The sequence below is a fragment of the Candidatus Methanoperedens sp. genome, assembly GCA_027460535.1.
GTDB lineage: Archaea > Halobacteriota > Methanosarcinia > Methanosarcinales > Methanoperedenaceae > Methanoperedens.
In genome coordinates this window covers 1-20,085 of sequence record JAPZAR010000020.1, presented here as the reverse complement: position 1 = coordinate 20,085, position 20,085 = coordinate 1, and the positions used below count along the sequence as shown (strand labels likewise).

The window sequence follows — 20,085 nt, the reverse complement described above, 5'->3', positions numbered from 1 at the left end:
TCCTTAACTAGTAGATCCTGAACGCTCCATATCCACCCGCTGGAGTAGGGACCAGAAATCTGCTGCCGCCTCTTTCAGTACATAATCGTAAGGCAGCCAACCTGGGATCTGCGCACTGTGGCAAAGTCGTTAAATCGATTTTTTCCGACCCAATCGGTGAAATAAGGTTGTAAACCTCTTCTTTTTCAAGTAATTCCCTATTTTCGAATGTATAGTCCCGAAAATCTGGATAATCCGGGAGCATTCCAAGTCTTTGATTTTCCATATTTTTACACTCCTCCATCAATCTCAAAACGATAATTAGTGATAGAATTCTCAAATCCAGCCACTCATCCATTAACTCCTAGGCCACCTTGTGATATATAGTTTTTGATTGCCTGAACAGTACTGTTTATCAGCCGATTATTACTGAATCTTGGCCATATTCATCAATCCTATTTTTGCAAAAATCTTTTTGGGAAGTTACTGAGGATTCGTTATGCCTTCCGCAACAGGCAAAGGCTTTGCTGGAAAAAGCTAATCGGGCGGAAATTCAAGGCCATCCACGCTAACACATCCTTCTTCAGAATGGCGGTCGATACCCTATAATTTTCTATCTAGATATAGAAACTATTATTTAATCAAACAGTAATATAAATGCGATGGGTTTATTGGCGATCTCGAAATGGGAACTGAGACGGACGAGGTTGGGCTTCGGTAAAAAAACGATTATTCTTTCAGCCTGCCTGATAATTCTAATCGCGGCGGTCTCCTTTAATGTTTCACAAGAGGGGCTCCACCTGAACGATAATATCTATAAAGTCGTGGTCACAGACCCTTCCCTGGCATCCGTGCTGAAGACCGATGATAAATTCGAGGTCTATATTGCAGAAGAACCAGTGGCAAAAGGACTGTTTGAAATGGGCGGCTTTGACATACTGATATCCGGAAATAAGGTAACCCACACGAATTCTGAAAAATCTATTTCGGCATTGGATGCCCTTGATAAAGCCATTCTGAGATACGATGAAGCCAGGCTTCTTTCATACAACGATCTGAACGACACCTTTCCCGTATGGATAACAATAAAGAATCTTGAAAGGGAGCGGATATTTGCGCCTATTTCGCTTCAGAAATTGCCTGACACCGCATCCCCGGACAAAACAGAAAATCCCGCAACCCCAGAAAAAACCCCCGAACAAACCCGGAAAGATACAATCCCTTCCATAAAAGAAGTCGCCAATACACAAAAGAGCCCGATAAGAGAACAGGCTCTTGCAACTCCTTCGCATTTCAATCCGCCCATCCCTTTCAAATCCGTTGTACTGAGTTTTCTCTTTATCTTCCCCATGTACTTCGTGGCCCAGCTTTATTCAGGAAGCATAATGGAAGAAAGGGTGAAGCGAAAAGGTGAACTTTTACTCGTTTCCCCTGCAAGACCATATGAGATAGTATTAGGTAAACTTCTCCCATATCTCCTCGTAACCCTGGCTTTAATGTCTGCCATATCGTTCTACATGGGGGGGAATGCATGGATAGTAGTTCTCTTGCTCCCGGTATCCCTTCTTTTCCTTTCAACGGCTTTCCTGGGAGCGATAATCGCGCGCAGTTTCAAAGAGCTTACTTTTATCCTCGTATTCCTCTCAGTCATTCTCTCAGGTTATATTTTCCTCCCCGCGATGTTCGCCAATATCCATGCCATCAGCATCATATCACCGATGACCCTTGTGGTCAGACTCCTGGAAAATGAAACGGTTTCAGCAAGTGACTACCTGTTCTCGACCATACCTTTTTATCTTGTTTCTATCCTGATATTCATGTTCGGGATATTCATCTACCGCGAGGAGGACCTTTTCACCCAGAAGCCTATAAAGAGCAAACTTCTTGACTCTGTCCAGGTATTCATTGATCGGGTGCCTGCACCGCTTTTCTTTTTGAGCATCGCGCTTTTGCCCCTTGTGTTCTCGATACAACTGATGCTTATCGTCCTGATGTTCAACCTTCCCATACGCACAGGAATAATAATTTTCATCGCTCTGGCTGCGTTGATAGAAGAAGTGGTGAAATCGGTCGGGATCTACACTGTTTTTTCAAGAAAAATAAAGCCCGCCACAACGCGCAATGCCTTTGCATTCGGGCTTCTTTCAGGTGCAGGATTTTTCATCGGTGAAAAAGTCTTACTGCTTGTCGTTATCGCCAGCATTGGGGGCTCGGTCTTCGGGTCCGTGATGGGTATCGGCCTTCTAATATTACCACTACTGTTGCATGTTACCAGTACCACGATCGCCTCGTTATCCCTGAAAACTACCGGGAACTACCTTTTTTCGATCATCCTTGCATCGATCATACATTCTTTATATAACCTGTATCTGGTAAGGGGGGTCCTGTTTGGGTAATGTCACGGCAGTTGCGCAAAAAGAGATGAAATCGCTCCTCAGCGAGAAGACACTCATCCTTGCAATCATTATACAGTTGATGCTCGCATCTTTTTCTTCCCTGCTCGTTATAGGCCTCGCATCCTTCTTTGATCCTTCAGCCCTTGATAAATACGATGCTCCGAGAGCAAAAGTGGGAATTGTGGGCGGAGGGGATTTAAAACAGTTCATTGGAAAAAGCCAGGTGGCTCCGCACTATTACATCGACCTTCCATCAGCGCTCGCGGATTTTAACAATAACAAGATCGACGCCGTTCTTGTTGTCCCTGCCGTCAGCCCGGATGGTAACGAGATCATCCAGCTGGTGCTATACCTGCCGAAATCAGACATAAAAGGGACTCTTGTTACCCTTGCGCTCAAGAAACCCCTTGAGGATTTTGAAACGTATGTGAGGGATGCAAGAAATCCAAGGACAGGTTTTGAGCCGATACGATTATATGTCGATGACGTTCCCAAGAAAACTTCGACCTATTTTGAGTTTATTTACGGCATACTTATCCCGCTCCTTGTATTTACCCCTGTTTTCATTTCTGGCGGCCTGATAATTGATATGATAACCGAGGAATATGAGCGTAAGACAATGGATCTACTGCTGGTATCCCCGGTTTCTTTTTTGGAAATAATCTACGGTAAAATGATAACCGCAGTGATGATCGTCCCTTTGCAGGCTTTCTTATGGCTCGCACTCCTGCGGTTTAACCATATTGAAGTTCATAACACCTGGTTAATACTGCTGCTGGCAGGGATAGTCGCTTCTGTGATCGTCCTTGTCGGGGCAATTGTTGCTGTCAGATACAGGGAACGGATCATTTCGCAGTATGTATATTCCCTTATTCTCATACTGCTGTTCATGGGCGGATATCTCTTCGCAAATTCGCCTTTTAATCTTGTGACCAGATTATCAAGCGGCGCCGCAGGTTCGGATGTACTTGTTTTTTTCGGGTTATACGCGTTTATTGCCCTTCCGTTGTATATTTATATTAGAAATATGGATAGAAATATGAATTGATATGCGAGGGCTGGAAAAGCTATTATTAATTAAAACAATTTTCAAAATAACCGCGACCTATTTTTCTGTTGAGCTTGTTGAATTTAAGTTACCGTACGAAAAAGAATGCTACGAGCATGATATTGCATTCCGGAGATTACCGCTCCACTCTCTTCTTGAGCGCAGCGAGCGCATTAAGCGCATCCAGAGGCGTCATTGCATCCACATTCAGGTTTTTTAATTCCTCGAGAATCGGCGATTCTTTTCCGGATTCCGGCCCGAAAAGCATGAGCTGTGTAAACCTGGAACTTTCCCTACCCTTATTTATTGCGCTCCCGTTCTCTGTCTCTCTTAATATCTCCTTTGCCCTCTGGGTCACCTTCAACGGAACCCCGGCAAGTCGGGCAACATGGATACCATAGCTCCTGTCGGTCGCCCCCGGAACGATCTTTCGGAGGAATACCAGATCGTTGCCTTCTTCTTTTACTGCGATATGGTAATTCTTAACCTTTTTCAGCATTTTTTCCATCGCAGTAAGCTCATGATAATGCGTTGCGAAAAGTGACCTGACACCTACACGGTCTTTGTTATGTATGAATTCAACCACTGCCTTTGCGATACTGTACCCGTCATAGGTGCTCGTTCCCCTCCCTATTTCATCAAGAAGAATGAGGCTTCTTGGCGTAGCATTATTCAGGATGTTGGCAAGCTCAACCATCTCCACCATGAATGTACTCTGCCCGCTGGAAAGGTCATCGAATGCCCCCACACGCGTGAATATCCTGTCAGCGATCCCCACTGAGGCATAAGAGGCAGGCACGAAACTTCCGATCTGCGCCATTATCACGATCAACGCGGTCTGCCTCATGTATGTGGATTTTCCTGCCATGTTGGGACCGGTGAGGAGCAGGAACTGGTTCTCCTGGCAGTCCATTTGAGTATCGTTCGGGACAAAACCCGGAAGCGTTCTCTCCACGACCGGATGCCTCCCGTCCCGGATAAGGATGCTGCAGCTCTCATTCACTTCCGGTCTTGCATATTTGCTGTTCACAGCTATCTCGGCAAGGTTCGCAGTTACGTCAAGTTCCCCCAATGCCCCGGCAGCAAGCTGAAGCTCCTTTGCCCTACCTCCGATATGAGAATTGACCACATTGAAAAGCTCAAACTCAAGCGCCATCCTTTTTTCGTCAGCAGAAAGTATCATCACTTCCTTTTCCTTGAGTTCCGGCGTATAGAAACGTTCCCCATTTGCGGTTGTCTGCTTCCTGATATAATCAGCAGGGACCTGCGAAAGGTTTGGCTTTGTTACTTCTATGTAATACCCGAAAACCGAATTATAACCTATTTTGAGTGATTTGATGCCTGTGCGCTCACGTTCTTTCTGCTGCATCTCAGCAATCCAATCCTTGCCGTGCAGAGACAGCTTTTTGAGCTCATCCAGCTTTTCGTTATACCCATCCTTTATCATCCCCCCCTCTCGAACCCCAGGAGGCGGTTCATCCACGATCGCTTTTTGCAGCAGGTCGACAATATCTGAAAAATCACCAAGCTTCTGGGTCATGCCTGCCAGAAAAATTGAGTTGATATCGTTTTCCTTAAGGGATCTTTTTATCTCCGGAATGGTAGCAAGGGATGTCTTCAACGCAATAAGGTCGCGGGCATTGGAGTTGCCATAGACGATGCGCCCGATCAAGCGTTCTATGTCGCGGATGCGCGAAAGCTGTGACCTCAGGTCATATCTTAGCAATGTTTTTTTAATGATCTCCTCAACGGCATCGAGTCTTTCCTTTATTTTCGGAGATGATATCAGCGGTTTCAGGAGCATTTTATGAAGCAAACGTCCTCCCATTGGAGTTTTTGTTCTGTCAAGAACCGACAGAAGAGTGTTGTCTGACCCACCGCGTACACCCTGCACAATCTCAAGGTTCCGCAAAGTGATGGAGTCAAGTCCCATGAATTCATTCTCGGAATACGTCCTTATTGTCTGGATATGCTGCAAATCTCTCATCTGGGTCTTCTGTGCATATTCCAGCGCAGCACCTGCTGAAGAAACTGCAAGCTGCAGGTTCTCACATCCCATGCCTTCAAGCGTCATGGTGCCAAAATGTTTGAGGAGACGGACGCGTGCAGTTTTTGTTTCGAAATACTCGGCATCAAATTTGTTAACTGTAATATCGATCTTTTTCAGGCGCTCCACAAGCTTTTGATCATCGTAGAGGATTGGCGGAAGAATGCATTCAGCAGGATGCATCCGTGAGGCTTCACTAATCACTTTGTCGCAGTTATCGTTATCTTTGAACTGTGTGGTTAAGAACTCGCCTGTGCTCATGTCAAGGAACGATACCCCGAATTCCTGTCCTTCACCTGAAACCGACATGAGGTAATTGTTCGATTGGTCCAGGACCAGAGAAGAATCAATCACGGTACCCGGGGTGATGACCCTGACAACCCCTCTTTTAACTACGCCTTTAGCCATCTTTGGGTCTTCAAGCTGCTCGCATATCGCAACCTTGTAGCCTTTCTTTATAAGGCGGGGAAGGTATGAATCGACAGCGTGGTATGGGATACCGGCAAGAGGCATATCCTCTCCCTCTTTGTCCCTGCCCCTTGAGGTAAGTGTTATCTCAAGCTCTTTTGCGATTATCTTCGCATCATCCCCGAAGGACTCATAGAAGTCGCCCATCCTGAAGAATATCAATGCGTCCTTGTGTTTTTCTTTTGCCTCGTAATACTGGCGCATGGCAGGTGTCATCTTGTCCATTGGCTTTCTCCGCTTTGATATACATTTAGTCCTATTTTTGCTTTTGCATTCGAGAGAAAAAATAAAGATGGATGGCGGTATTCCAGGAAAAGATAGCGCGGCGAACTATCCAGTCCGAAGATATTTTATAAGTTCGCTAATCGTCGGTTTCTTACCGTACATCAAAAGGCTTGCCCTGAATATTTTAACAGATGATTCTATCACAATGAGAACCGTAAGCGCCAATATCATTGTACTGATCATGACATCGTAGAACGGCACATCTGTCAGCGAAAGACGCATTATCATTGTGACAGGGGAAGTCAGGGGGAAATAGCTCAGCGCCCTGGTGATTGTCGCGTCCGGGTTCATCGCTATGAATTGGAAAAGTATCAAAGGCAACGCCGCCGTTAATGAAAATATCCCTGCCATCTGCTGCCCTTCCCGGGAAGTCGTGGCTATAGCTCCCACGCCGGCCATAATGCAGGCAAAAAGAATGTAACCCAGTATGAAATAGCTGGCCCCGAACATCAAAAGCGGTGCAGAAATGTGTATCTTGTCAATGAGGGAGGATGCGGCAGGATTCATGGAAAGAAGTGCTGCCCCTGCGATTTGCCAGATGAACATCTGGGTCAGCCCGACAGCCCCGAGCCCAAAAATCTTGCCCACAAGCATGTCCCGGTATGAGACCGAGGACAGGAGTATTTCCATAATCCTGTTCTCTTTTTCCTCCACCACGCCCTGCAGAAGAAAATTTGATGAGGTGAAGATGGACATTATGAAGAAAAGTGCAAATGCAATTGGAACCAGAATTGCAGATAAATCTTCCTTTCTGGTTTCTCCTTTGTCGCTCAGCGTGAAATATTGGCTGTTCATCGGGTTTTTTACTCTATCCAGAGTCTCTTTTTTCTCGCCCGCCAGCAGGTTGTCGAGAAGGAAGCCTCTTATCTTGTCCTCGATAATTTTCGACCCGGAAGGCAAGCTTTTTGCTGAGTATATATAGATCTCACCTGTATTGAAATAGTTGGAAGGGACAACAAAGAATTGGGTTATATTTCCTTCTAAAAGATCTTTTTTTGCGAGGTCTTCGTTTGAATACAGGGTAAAATTCGAACCGCCAAATGAACCTGTGTTATCGACGTATCCGATCCTGTATTCTTCCTGGATAATCGAATTGCCGATCAAAAGAACCGGAAGACCTACTATCGCAAAAATAAATAAAGGAAGCCCAAATGTCACGAAAAGGAATTCCTTCCTGCGGATATTATATGTGTATTCATGCTTAGCTATCGTGATCCACTTGGTCATGTTCCCTCAACCACCTTTATGAATATCTCGTTCAATGACGGGGCTGAAACCTCGAATTTGTTCACCCTGACGTCGGCTGCAATACTCTTTAGTATATCCCGGGTATCCACCCCGGGTTCGAGAACAAGTTCAGCGTAATTGCCCGAATGACTGATCTTCTTTACACCGGTTATATTTTTCAGCTCGCCTTCGAACTCAAGGAAAATAGTATTCTTGCCATACCTGGATTTTATTTCAGATACGCTGCCGTATAATACCCCTTTTCCACGGTGTATCATGAATATCCGCTCGCACATGCGCTCCACCTGGTCCATCATGTGAGTGCTGATCAGCACAGTTTTTCCTTCCCTGCTGAGTTCAAGTATCAGGTCTTTAACAAGCTTCATGTTCACAGGGTCAAGACCTGAGAAGGGCTCGTCGAGGATTATGAGCTGCGGGTCGTGGTTTATCGCCGCAATGAACTGGATCTTTTGCTGCATGCCCTTACTGAGTTCCTGGATCTTCATATCCTTATTTGTGAGCATGCCCATCTTTTCAAGGAGGGACAATGTTCTCTCTCTACTCTGCCTGTTTTTCAAGGCGCCAAGATACATCAGGGTATCCATTACCGAAAGTCGCCGATACATCCCCCGCTCTTCTGGAAGGTAGCCGATCATGTCCTTGGTACCAGCTCGTCCTCCGAGGATATTTATTTCGCCGGAATCCGGTTTCATTATATCAAGAAGCATCCGGATGATCGTGGTTTTCCCGGCCCCGTTCGGTCCTATCAGGCCGAATACCTCACCGGGTGCTATCTCAAAGGAAATATCTTTAACAACCGGCTGCCCGTTGAAAGATTTTGATACATGTGAAACTTCAACTGTTTTTTCCATTTCAGTCCCTCGTCCTTCTTCAGTCCTCCAGAGGGTCTTACCACGCTATGAAGTTTGCCATTGGATTGAGATATTGCTGATTTAGGCATCGTTTTGCACTGAATTCTTTTTGGTAATTCGGCATCCCGGTTCTCAAGAAATTCCAGCGAGAGTTCCCCAGCTTGACCGGTTTTACGTTATATTCTTTCCAATTCCGTTCATCTTCGTATTTTTTATCCCCCTCTTCTGTTTTGTTTTTGTCTTCTTTTGTGCTTTCTTTGAAACCATCTATTTGTATATATCGTCTCTTGTTAATGGTTTGGAGCACCATAAGCTTTAGATCATAATAAATACTATCCGTTACGTAACGAATATACATCTTGTTTAATCAATATAGTATGCCAATGCAAATCGAAAACCTCATATACATTTTCTTTAATTAACATTGCATACCAATGGCAATCGAAACCCTCATATACATAATGAGGCATATTATCAACCGGATAGGACTGTGGCATGAGCAATTATAGAAGTCGATGGGAAATTATCAGAGAAATTCTCAAGATAATACAAGTGGAGAAAGATGCTAAGAAGACGCGAATTATGCATAAGGCTTATATTGATTGGAAAAACTTCAATAAACATTTAGAATTTTTAATGAATGAAAATTTTATTGACCGTACTGATGAGGATAAATATATTCTGACAAGCGAGGGGAAAGAATTGTTGAAAAAATTGGATGACATTAATACGGTTATGACGAAGTAATTCTGATATTTCTTTTGCTGAAAACTGCGCAATGATATTTACTGGATAGTTAAGATATACATCTTTTTCATATTTTGATTATTACTAGAAAAAAAATACATCTTTCCTATATATGAATTATTATTAGAATAGGATATTAATTCCCATATATGTTTTATCCATACAATTATTTAAACTAATATAGAGTGGGAATAATAGTTAGGATAGGATGCAACTTAATAATTATCAATTACTATCTTATCCATAAATATGGTTTTGAGATTAAAAGTTGCATTATATCCTAATGAGCAATCATGACACTGACCTTTGAAAGGATTGAGAGTTGAATGGATAGGAAAACTCAAGTGTCCTGAGAAAAACGCGGGATAGGGCGAAAACATGAATGATGAATTCAGTACAACCATAATAGATCATAATGCAATCAAATTGAGATTCGTGCATACTACTACTAGATCATATACAGAGGAGGATCATTATCAAGGATTGATATCGATCTGAATTAAGACCTCAAAATTCGGATATCACTGTCCGAATCGAGGTCTGAATGTGTGATATAGTAGTAATATAGATAGGAGAAAAAAAATGAAAAATAAAAAATTGTATTTAGCGGCCGCTGTCGTCTTTCTGGCGTTTGTCGGCTTAGCTTGGGCGTTAACACCGCCACCGCCACCACCACCGCCGGTGCCGCAGAACCTTGGTATATTCGATACTTCGATAGCATTTTTCCAAACCAATGCAACAGACCAGAATGCGTGCAGAGCCTGCCATCAAACGACAGGAACAAACACCCCTGGTGGATACGGTAATGTCCTTGGTGGCGTACCAACAAGACATCACAGACTGTTGTCAGGAAATGCGATAAATCCGCTTACCAATGCTCCATTCGGATGTGGAGATTGCCATCCACCGACCCCAGGAGTAGGAAATGGAATATTGTTGGACCGTAGCTGTACAGATTGCCATAATCCAGCAAACAATTTCACGGGAAATTCCATTGGCGGCCATGTGGGCAATTTAAGCAGACCGCATCACTTCAATACAACATATGATGATGCGAATATTGGAAATCCTGTAGCGGCCAGGCAGTGTAAGATCTGTCACGGCAGTTTCGTAGCCAACTACAACGACAGTCATTATGTACCATCGTATGCTACGGACTTCATGATAACCCCGTTCGCCACATTTAAGATCACCAGCTTACAACCATTACCCACTACACTCTACCATTCGGATGGCACCACTTTGGAAAATAAGACATGGGGAGGTTGCGAATCATGCCATTTGGGTACGGTAAATGCATCAAACAATAACAGTTTAGCTGCAAAAGGCTTGTATACTGGGACACCAATTCTGGACAACCACGACAGCCATCACCAGACAATTCTGGACGGTTTTGTGAATGTAAGTGGTAGATATGGAACTCTTGGAGGCAGGACCCCGGGTGCAGTTTGCAGCTGGTGCCATGTAATATATCCAGGCGAGACATTCACCGCAATCAATCCATTTACTGGTGAAATCTTACCTAGTTCACTGGAACTTAGAAACTCAACTATCGAGGCGAAGGACGCAGCTAACGGATCATTTGAACCAGGTACCGTTAATATTACCATTAATGGTACAGGTTGTCAGAAATGCCATAGTGTGCAAAGTATCCATAATATCGAACTTGCTGGTGCAGGTACAACCCAAGGACTTGGGCACGTAGGAAATAATACAGATTGTTATGGATGCCACAATTCATGGCTGCCAGCAGATACAAATCCGTTCTCAGGACCTATTATTCCAACAGTGGATAGTATAAGCCCGTCAGTAATAGCTGTAAACACTGCAACGACTCTTACCATCACAGGTTCGAACTTCGTGAATGATGCCTATACATCTGTAGTAACTGTAGATGGAGTGACATATACACCAACATCTGAGACAGATACGCAGATAGTAGTCAGCATTCCGGCACTGAGCGCAGGAATCCATCAACTGCAACTTGTGAAAGGCCCAGACACGCTAAGCAAACTGTCAGTATTGACTGTTGTGCCAGTGGTCACTTTGTCTTCAGCGACATTGAACGGCGCAACCTTAACTCTTTCCGGATCTGGATTCGGAAGTCAACCGGCAACAAATGCTCAGCAATATGTCATTGTCGGCCATGCAGGTTATTCTGCGAGTATCAATAGCTGGAGCGATACACAGATAGTGGCAACAGTATCTGGTACAGTAGCAGCAGGAGATACGGCAGAAGTGATAACTGCGGACGCTGGAGATGCAGCGGCAGCTATTGTAGTATCAACACCAACACCAGGAATAACAGTTACTTCTCCAAATGGAGGAGAGACCTGGAAACAAAAAACCACTCAGACGATAACATGGGCAAAAGTTGGTCAGATGGGAGCAAATGTAAAGATAGAAATCCTTCTAGGAACGAGTGTTAAGAAAACAATTAGCACTGCGAACTCTGGTACCTATAGTTGGGCGATTGGTACCCAGGCACTAGGAACAACCTATAAGGTAAGAATAACAAGCGTAAACGCCAAAGGTCAGACATACACGATATACAAGGATACTAGCGACAGCGTATTCAGCATCGTGAAACCGTAAAAAAAATTGTAAGTTAGAAAGAAGGGATGAATGATCTCTTCTTTCAATTTTTTTAATTTTACATTCATGCAGGATATATAAAAAGAAAAGAAAAAAAACAGAAAATAGAAAAAGAAAAAAGAGGATAGGCAAAAATGAAAATTAAAGGAAAAATTTTGATACCGATTTTTGCTCTGGCATTTTTGGCAATATTAGCAATTGCTGCTATTCCGCCGCCACCAGTTAATCAGAATTTCGGTATTTACGATACGATGATGATTAACTATACTGAGCCTCTGTGCAGAGGTTGTCATAATTCTACATCCAGTCCCTTGGTGACTGGCGGAGTGCCAACTAGGCACCACAATCTTGTTGCAACGAGTGCTATAAATCCAAGCACAAGCCAACCATTTGGATGTCAAGACTGTCATCCGTCAACACCAGGTTCAGGATTTGGAATATTAATAGATAGAAATTGCATGGATTGTCATAATAGTACTCCTTTCTGGGGCGATTCCCTTGGCGCACATGTAAGTAACTTCACCAGGCCCCATCACAACACTACGCATGCACAGGCAAGAAATTGCAAATTCTGTCATGGCGCATCAGTGGATGATTATAATGACGGACATTACATTCCTCCTTATCCTCCAAGCGAGGTGACACCCAGTGCATTATACAAAGCCTTCAACAGTACTTCTGGGAGAGTATGGGGAGGTTGTTTAGCTTGCCATTCGGAGAATGCATTAGCAAATCCGCCGATTTACTTTACTCAAGTAGTTTGTGGGATTGGTGGACAGCCGTGTCCCATCGGTGGAGTATATAGTGCCCCGCCAAATGCAACTGGTAATAATAATGCCCACCACAATGAGATACTTGGAATAACTGGTGGACCGACACAAATATTCGATAAATGCACATGGTGCCATGTCGATATATCAGATGTTCTTAATGTCAGAGGATGTGAAACGTGCCATAGCGTGAGATCTATTCATAATGTTCAGTATGACTTTGCCAATACCAGTACATTACGTGGATATGGTCACATAGGTTCAAATAATCCTTCAGATCCGGCAAACCATTCATGGGACTGCAAGGGTTGTCATGCATGGTATGATGCCGGTGATGTGAATCCATTCGCAGGAGCTATTGTTCCAGATGTTCAGTTGGCAAATCCGACTGTATTCAACGCCAATACTCCGACAGTTGTGACGCTCACAGGTACCAACTTCGTGCAGACTGGCGCTACAACCGTTGTGAATATAGATGATAAGACAAATCTCACTCCAGATGTCATATCAAATGGGCAGATAACTGTTACAGTAAATCTGGCAGCAGGTGCACATTATATCAAGGTTGTAAAAACCGATGCTGTAGAGAATGTGCCCAAACCAAGCGACATTAAACCGTTGACAGTGGTAAGCAAAGTGACAATAAATTCAGCGACATTGAATGGCGGAACTCTAACTATCTCAGGAACTGGATTAGGAAGCCAACCGGCAACAAATGCTCAGCAATATGTCACTTTCAATCATGCAGGAAATGTGTATTATTCTGACAGCATCACCAGCTGGAGCGATACACAGATAGTAGCAACATTATCCGGTTCGGTAGCAGCAGGAGATACGGTAACAGTGATAACTGCAGATAGTGGACAAGCAACGGCTACAATAGTGGGTGGTACTCCGACACCTACACCGTCTATAACAGTTACTTCTCCAAATGGAGGAGAAAATTGGAAGCGCGGTACGACTCACGCAATAACTTGGACATCTGTAGGTAATCCTGGTGGAAGTGTAAAGATAGAACTTCTTAAAGGCACATCAGTAGTGAGCACAATTGCAAAGAGTGCTTCGAATACTGGTCCCTATAATTGGAATATTCCTCGCGTCCAGTCAACCGGAACTAACTACAAGATAAGAATAACAAGCACAAGCAACTCGTTGTATACAGATATGAGCGACAACAACTTCCAGATATCGAGGTAAATGGAAATATGAATTGAAAGACAAAACAAAATGAGGAAAATAAAATAAGAATAAAAAACTGGCAAAATATGAATTTAGAAGGAATTGATTATTTAAAATTAATTCCTTTATATTTTTTTGATTCTTAATTTGTATAAGATGATTTAAAAAGATGTTATAATCAATAAAAATAGGATAGAATGAGAAACAAAATAAGGTAAAGTGAATTAAAACAAGGAGTTCAAGAAAAATATTCCCTTAGATATTTGAAATTATGGAAATATCGATTATTTCAATTTTGTATGGATAGGATAGGAGTGAAATAATGAATAAAAAACATTTTATATTAAACTATTTATTGCCCATGACAGTAGGCCTGATACTGGTAGGTCTGGCATTTGCTGCTATTCCGGCGCCACCAGTTAATCAAAATATGGGTATTTATGATACATTGTTGATTAATTATAATGAGACAATGTGCAGAGTTTGTCATGCCTCAGGTGTACCAGACACGCATCATAACCTTGTAGCGAACCATGCTATAAATCGGTACACAAGTCAGCCATTTCAATGTACAGATTGTCACCCTGTTCTTCCAGATGGGACTGGTATTACAATGGTTAGGAATTGTATACAATGCCATAATAATACCTTTAACGGGATGAATATTCGAAGACAGCATCACGAAACACAAGCTGCAACGATTGGAAATTGTCAAGCCTGTCATGGAAGTCTGGTAGATAATATTAACGATGGACACTATATAGCTACTTCCCCACTATCCAATTTGACACCCAATGCAACTTTTAAAGTAATCAATCTAACAAGTGGCAAGAAATGGGGGGGTTGTGAATCATGTCATGGACAGGATTTAACAGCCACTCCTTTCATAGCCAGTAATAATAAGACACATCACAGCTTAGGAAATTTGAGTGGATTCATTAATCAGAACAACTCAAAATGTGAATTGTGCCATGATAACCATGATGGGGCGAATGGGCCTTCCTCTATACGAATTTGCGAGAGATGTCATAGTATAAATGCCATACATAATATTCAGTGGGACATTGCCAATACATCTTCGCAGTCAGGCTTTGGTCATCTTGGACCAAATGATTGCCAAGGTTGTCATGCATGGTATGTAGCAGGCAGTTTAGCGCCAGGATCTGACCTTATCGTACCAACTATTGACCACCTTAGTACAAATCAGGCACTTTTAGGAGAGACAACGAACCTGACAATCCATGGAGAAAACTTTGTGACAACAGTTAATGGTATCACTCGGTCATCAATTGTAGCCCTTACTAAAGGAGTTATTAAAAACGGAACAACCATAAGTAATATTACAATAAATCCGACTAGAATAAACGATCATGAGATTTTTGTAACGATACCACCACTGAATAAAGGTTTGTACGCAATATATCTTATAAAAGATGGAAATGAAGAAAGTAATAAAAGACCATTTGTAGTTGGGCCGGAAGTCATCGTCAACTCTGCAATACTTAAATCTACACTTATATCTAAGACAGTTACGATCAACGGTTCAGGATTTGGGACATACGATCCTGCATACAATAATTGGACATATGTTACGATCAATAACGTAACTACGTTCCGATCTGTCCAAGTTACAAATTGGTCAGAAACGTCTATTAATGTCACGAGTCCGGATGCAAGGATTGGAGATACAGCAACAGTCAACAGCATATATGGCGCCAATTCTACACAGGTCACAGGAGGATAGATATATGTCTTTATCCTTTCTTTCAAATAAAAATAAACTGCCACAAAAAGGTAGAGCGATTCTGAAGGTTACTCTACATTCCTGTGCTATTATCATTATTTTGAGTGGAATAGCACTTGCCGCAGATCGTGACGTTATAATTGGTTATCAAAAGCCTGTTGGAGTTTCAGAAGAGGAACAGGTCCAAAGTCATGGCGGTAAGGTGAAAAAAGATTTTCATCTGGTAAATGCAGTTTCGGCAAGAATACCTGAAGACAAAATCGAAGAGATGAAAAAAGATTCCAGAATCAAATATATAGTGAACGACACTATCTTCAGGACAACAGATGAATATTCCAGTTCATGGGGGGTCCAGTATATCGGTAGTGAGCCCGTACATAGCCAAAATGTCAATGGAACTGGAGTAAAAATAGCTGTGTTCGATACAGGAATTGATTATAACCATCCAGACCTGGCAGGAAATTATAAAGGTGGATACGATTTTGTAAACAACGATCCTGATCCATGGGATGACAATTGTCTATCATTCTATAGGACTTGTCACGGAACGCATGTTTCTGGTACTATTGCTGCAGAACATAATGGTATTGGAGTTGTAGGAGCAGCACCGGAGGCAAGCATATATGCAGTCAAAGTACTGGACGGAGGCGGTTTTGGTACTGCCAGTTCAATCATTTCTGGCATAGAATGGGCGAAAGACAATGGAATGAATATCATTTCCATGAGCCTTGGAAGTCCTGAAAATAATACTGCTCTACTCGATGCGATTAATTCCGCATATGATTCTGGCATATTATTAGTGGCAGCGGCAGGAAATACTGGAGGAGGCCCTGTTTTATACCCTGCGGCATATGATTCTGTTATTGCTGTGACGGCTATAGATCAGAATGGTCAAAGAGCAAGTTTCTCTCCAATAGATCAGAAGATCGAAGTTGCGGCGCCCGGGGTAAAAATAAATTCTACGGTATGTATTATTGCTGACACAACTCATTGTCTACAAGAAGGATATGGCCTTTTGAGCGGAACGTCTATGGCGGCTCCACATGTGACAGGTGTGGCGGCTCTGATATTTTCAACAAATTTTGCTGATGTCAATGGAGATGGAAAAAGAGACAATAAAGATGTCAGGCAGATAATTGATAGTACAGCGTTTGATGCAGGAATTCCGGGTAAGGATGATACCTATGGATATGGCATAGTAGATGCATCTAAAGCTCTTCTTGGAACATCGGCATCTGCTAATGCTGACCTATCGATAACTGAAAACGAAGCCGTATCCAATATCATTGCAGGAGACGGGAAGACCTATACTTATACTATTACTGTAAATAACAATGGTCCTTCGGACGCCTCAGGTGTACAGGTATATGATACATGGCCCGACGGATTTATCCGGGGTACTGTTGCACCATCTCAGGGAACTTGTGATACAGCGATTAACTTTACCTGCGATCTGGGAACTATGCCAAGAGATGGCACGGCAAATATCAATGTCAGTTATACAGTACCAAATACAACCATAGGAAACTACACAAATAGAGTTGAAGTAAAATCGACCAGTGCTGACAATGATGCGAGCAACAATATAGCTGAAGATAAAAATATGGTTGAAGTCATATTAAATCTCGTCGTTAAGTCAGATTCGTCAAGTAAAAATGCGAAGCAAGTTTCTCTTTTAAATGGAGACTATTCAATAACCATAACAAATAGCAAACTATCAAAAATTGATGTGAATGTCTATGAAAATGGTGTCCTTAGAAAGGATCTATCCTCCAAATATAAACTCAAAAAATCACAGGTCGTAAATTTCAATATGAATATTGAATCACCTGAGCTCGATATTGAATTTATACCATATCAAGATAGAGGTAGAGGTTCGACAGGAATTATAAGAATTGGGAGGTCATCATGAAATATAAAAATAATAAAAAATATAAAATATTGGGACGAAGTGTAATATTCTCGATTATATTTTTCTCAATAGTATTTTCCATTAATGCGGCAAGTGCAGGAGGAGGTCCTGACTGTAAGAAGTGTATGGATGATGGAGGTTATGCACCTGAACATGTCAACTTCAGTGTTGCAAATAATTCAGGACATAAGAGTTTGAACAAAGAAGCATCTTCGACTGTAAATGCAGAGGACAAGAAATGCTGGGCATGTCATGGAGATGGTACGCAACCTGTTAGTGGCCATCCAGCAAACTTTAAGACACCAGCTCCTTGCGAGAATTGTCATACAGGTGCAGGAGGATATGGTGCTCCATTGGCAACTGGGCATATTGATAAAGTAAAGATTGCTCGAGTAGCCTGTAATATATGTCACGGAAACACCGGAATGTATACAGATAACGGTATACCTTTTATTAATGCTGCAAGTGCCTCAGATAAGACGTATTATTGGACTCCTTCTTCAGTTGCCATAGGTTCTTCAGGCTATAAAGCCAACTGGGGAAGTTGCGGTGTTCATCCAACATCTTATAAGATTACTTCACTCAGTAGTTCAGGATTCGGATGTAATATCGATTATTTGACCACCACTAAAAGCGGTGATCAATTTTTAGCAATTTCACCGACAAATTATAGTTCGAATACAACGATAGCAGGCAAAACAGATGCTACTTTTAATTTGTCGAGTCAAAAAAGTGGCTATACTGCAACATACCGCTTTGATCTGGGTTATGCTCAGAAGGGCACTTTCAAATCTTTAGGATACAAGACGCAGGCAGTATCTTCTCGATACGGTCAAAGCTATATCATAGATCTGAGCAGCATTAATTTCACTGCCCCAGCGGGATCATATCTTGCACTAAAAGTCTCGGTAACAACCTCAAGTGGAGGAAGAATATATCTGGGAACTAACGCGAATAGCGGTCGTTTCAATGTTACTGAGACTGTTACGGCACCATCTACTCCCACGTACAATGTTACAATAATGGCATCACCGATATCTGCTGTTATAACTCAGGGAGGTAATTATACATATAATATTACTGTAAATAATACCGGTAATGCAAATGGAGATTATACTCTCGCAGTATCTGATTCGGATTCAACGAACTTTATAACACCATCAGTGCTCGGCAGGACATCGATTTACGTACCTGCCAGAGGTAGCAACAAAACTACTCTTAAGGTTACAGCAAATAGTACGGCAGCAGGAGGAGCATATAACACACCTACGGTAATAGCCGTTTCTGTCCAGAATTCTTCATATACTAATTTTACACAGGTTCTGACAACGGTAACATCAGCAGGAGGTCTTGGAGGTGACAATTGCTTAAGCTGTCATGCTGGTGCACAATAGAAAATAGAGGAGCTTACGGCAAAAGGTTAAAGAACTGAATCTGTTAGAAAATGCTAACACATTCTTAGCAGAGTTGAAAACGATAGCCAGTTATCGTCAAAACTGGCAAATCCTTCCAGGGGCCTGCCCAACCTTTCGGTTAGAGTCTCCTCTACCCCCTTAGCGCCACGAAGATGAATAAGAATACACAACCACAGGAGAAATCAATAATATGCTTTCGCTAATTGAATTAATATTGGTAGTATTATTAATCAATATACCCTTCGGTTACTGGAGATCCAAGGCCGATAGGTTTTCCAGGCAGTGGATGATGGCTATACATCTACCAGTTCCTCTAGTATTTCTGTTGAGGATAATATCTGGTTTCAGTTGGACGATCATACCACTTCTTATGCTATCTTTTGCTTCAGGCCAGTTCATAGGAGGGAACATTAGAAATGTTTTTATAGATGTAAAGATGAAATCGAACTTTATTAATATTTACAAATCGATAAGAATAGATAAACTAAAGAAAATGTTATGAACAGGATTAATGGCACCGGGTATTGAATTTTTTAAAATATTATTTCTAATATTATTATTGGACAGTTCAGTTGGAACCCTGGGAAAACTTTCTCAGTACCTCAAAGTAAACTATTCAGGGCTAAACAGGTTGTCCGATAATATCAATCGCCCATGGCTATGACTAAGTGGTTAATTCCTTCATTTCATCAAGTTTCCAGGCGGACTTTAAAACCGCCAGGTCTTCCTTTCACTGCGTAAAATATGACGCTGCTATTGTGTATTTTGAAGCTGAAGGCTATTTTTAATCCTTAATAACCATTCCGAGGGTTCGTGTACCACCCAGCCTGAACGGTAGGGAATTGCTCAATCTTGACATCATTATTTTGTTCGCATAAGAACCATCAACCAGCATTGTTTCATAGTAGTGCAAATAATTCAATCTCACGAACGCTCCGCAACTGAACCGCTGTCTTATGCATTCGTGACCGTGCCGCTTATCGTTCCCGTGGGCCTGAGGGTCAGGATAATATTTTGAACTACAGTAGTACGTGCCACGACAGTCACGCTCACGCTACTATTGGGATAATTCTGAGGTTCTTTGCTAGCCGTTAACTGATAGGTACCAGCTACTAAATTCAAGGAATAAAAACCGGTCTCGTTCGTTGTCGTGGAAACACCCGTGTTGGTAGTTATTGTTGCACCTGCAATGTTACCCAGGGTTCCATAAACAGTCCCGTTATCAAACCCCGCTGGTTGAACTATAGTAAGCTGCCTGCTTGCAACACTGCTCCACCGGCCGTTCAGCGGATAGTATGGTTTGGATGGATCAGTCCTCGGTGCTGAAGCCATGCCTTTGACATTAACCGTATATGTACCATTGAGGTTTGAAGTATTTATGCTGGCGTAAACAGGTTGGTT

At 42.4% G+C, this 20,085-nt stretch carries 13 protein-coding genes and 1 pseudogene; 8 read left to right on the top strand and 6 right to left on the bottom strand.

Annotation, left to right across the window (positions count from 1 at the left end):
* Nucleotides 1–7: 7 nt before the first annotated feature.
* Nucleotides 8–337 carry a hypothetical protein gene (locus tag O8C65_08090; protein MCZ7356877.1) on the bottom strand — a complete coding sequence of 110 codons (330 nt, stop codon included), beginning with the start codon at nt 335–337 and terminating at the stop codon, nt 8–10.
* A gap of 304 nt (nt 338–641) precedes the next feature.
* Here O8C65_08090 and O8C65_08085 point away from each other — a divergent pair, with 304 nt between their 5' ends.
* Together O8C65_08085 and O8C65_08080 are read left to right on the top strand one after the other, a co-directional pair.
* The gene (locus O8C65_08085) at nt 642–2,375 is read left to right on the top strand and encodes an ABC transporter permease (GenBank protein MCZ7356876.1); all 1,734 of its coding nucleotides are present in this window, start codon (nt 642–644) and stop codon (nt 2,373–2,375) included.
* Nucleotides 2,368–3,423, top strand: coding sequence for an ABC transporter permease (locus tag O8C65_08080; protein MCZ7356875.1), 1,056 nt, complete (start codon nt 2,368–2,370; stop codon nt 3,421–3,423). The genes O8C65_08085 and O8C65_08080 overlap by 8 nt, the downstream gene beginning before the upstream one ends.
* A 136-nt stretch (nt 3,424–3,559) precedes the next feature.
* Here O8C65_08080 and mutS read toward each other — a convergent pair whose 3' ends face one another.
* From mutS to O8C65_08060, 4 genes and pseudogenes are all read right to left on the bottom strand, one after another.
* Complete coding sequence (gene mutS / locus O8C65_08075; protein MCZ7356874.1) at nt 3,560–6,163, bottom strand: DNA mismatch repair protein MutS; 2,604 nt, start codon at nt 6,161–6,163, stop codon at nt 3,560–3,562.
* A 105-nt stretch (nt 6,164–6,268) separates the two neighbouring features.
* Complete coding sequence (locus O8C65_08070; protein ID MCZ7356873.1) at nt 6,269–7,450, bottom strand: ABC transporter permease; 1,182 nt, start codon at nt 7,448–7,450, stop codon at nt 6,269–6,271.
* The gene (locus O8C65_08065; GenBank protein ID MCZ7356872.1) at nt 7,447–8,322 is read right to left on the bottom strand and encodes an ATP-binding cassette domain-containing protein; all 876 of its coding nucleotides are present in this window, start codon (nt 8,320–8,322) and stop codon (nt 7,447–7,449) included. Before O8C65_08065 ends, O8C65_08070 begins: the two co-directional genes overlap by 4 nt.
* Nucleotides 8,323–8,429: 107 nt before the next feature.
* A pseudogene (locus O8C65_08060) lies at nt 8,430–8,589 on the bottom strand (IS5/IS1182 family transposase).
* Between the two features lie 1,062 nt (nt 8,590–9,651).
* Between O8C65_08060 and O8C65_08055 the strand changes: the two are divergent.
* The 6 genes from O8C65_08055 to O8C65_08030 all read left to right on the top strand — a co-directional run bounded on the left by O8C65_08055 (nt 9,652) and on the right by O8C65_08030 (nt 19,186).
* Nucleotides 9,652–11,664: an IPT/TIG domain-containing protein gene (locus tag O8C65_08055; protein ID MCZ7356871.1), complete on the top strand. Its 2,013-nt coding sequence runs from the start codon at nt 9,652–9,654 to the stop codon at nt 11,662–11,664.
* A gap of 182 nt (nt 11,665–11,846) precedes the next feature.
* Nucleotides 11,847–13,631: a hypothetical protein gene (locus O8C65_08050; GenBank protein ID MCZ7356870.1), complete on the top strand. Its 1,785-nt coding sequence runs from the start codon at nt 11,847–11,849 to the stop codon at nt 13,629–13,631.
* Nucleotides 13,632–13,974: 343 nt separating this feature from the next.
* Entirely contained in the window at nt 13,975–15,357 is a 1,383-nt protein-coding gene (locus tag O8C65_08045; GenBank protein ID MCZ7356869.1) for an IPT/TIG domain-containing protein, read from the top strand.
* A 4-nt stretch (nt 15,358–15,361) separates the two neighbouring features.
* Nucleotides 15,362–17,269 carry a S8 family serine peptidase gene (locus tag O8C65_08040; protein ID MCZ7356868.1) on the top strand — a complete coding sequence of 636 codons (1,908 nt, stop codon included), beginning with the start codon at nt 15,362–15,364 and terminating at the stop codon, nt 17,267–17,269.
* A complete protein-coding gene (locus O8C65_08035) occupies nt 17,266–18,663 on the top strand; it encodes a hypothetical protein (protein ID MCZ7356867.1) in 1,398 nt (465 codons plus the stop codon). Before O8C65_08040 ends, O8C65_08035 begins: the two co-directional genes overlap by 4 nt.
* A 211-nt stretch (nt 18,664–18,874) precedes the next feature.
* Nucleotides 18,875–19,186: a hypothetical protein gene (locus O8C65_08030; GenBank protein MCZ7356866.1), complete on the top strand. Its 312-nt coding sequence runs from the start codon at nt 18,875–18,877 to the stop codon at nt 19,184–19,186.
* Between the two features lie 452 nt (nt 19,187–19,638).
* On the opposite strand, the gene O8C65_08025 is transcribed toward O8C65_08030, so the two are convergent.
* A partial coding sequence (locus O8C65_08025; GenBank protein MCZ7356865.1) for a hypothetical protein occupies nt 19,639–20,085 on the bottom strand: 447 nt, incomplete at its 5' end.

Coding starts and splice junctions, on each gene's coding strand:
- O8C65_08085 (MCZ7356876.1), top strand. CDS start 642: ATGGGTTTATTGGCGATCTCGAAATGGGAACTGAGACGGACGAGGTTG.
- O8C65_08040 (MCZ7356868.1), top strand. CDS start 15,362: ATGTCTTTATCCTTTCTTTCAAATAAAAATAAACTGCCACAAAAAGGT.
- O8C65_08090 (MCZ7356877.1), bottom strand. CDS start 337: ATGGATGAGTGGCTGGATTTGAGAATTCTATCACTAATTATCGTTTTG.
- mutS (MCZ7356874.1), bottom strand. CDS start 6,163: ATGGACAAGATGACACCTGCCATGCGCCAGTATTACGAGGCAAAAGAA.
- O8C65_08065 (MCZ7356872.1), bottom strand. CDS start 8,322: ATGGAAAAAACAGTTGAAGTTTCACATGTATCAAAATCTTTCAACGGG.
- O8C65_08030 (MCZ7356866.1), top strand. CDS start 18,875: ATGCTTTCGCTAATTGAATTAATATTGGTAGTATTATTAATCAATATA.
- O8C65_08055 (MCZ7356871.1), top strand. CDS start 9,652: ATGAAAAATAAAAAATTGTATTTAGCGGCCGCTGTCGTCTTTCTGGCG.
- O8C65_08035 (MCZ7356867.1), top strand. CDS start 17,266: ATGAAATATAAAAATAATAAAAAATATAAAATATTGGGACGAAGTGTA.
- O8C65_08070 (MCZ7356873.1), bottom strand. CDS start 7,450: ATGACCAAGTGGATCACGATAGCTAAGCATGAATACACATATAATATC.
- O8C65_08045 (MCZ7356869.1), top strand. CDS start 13,975: ATGACAGTAGGCCTGATACTGGTAGGTCTGGCATTTGCTGCTATTCCG.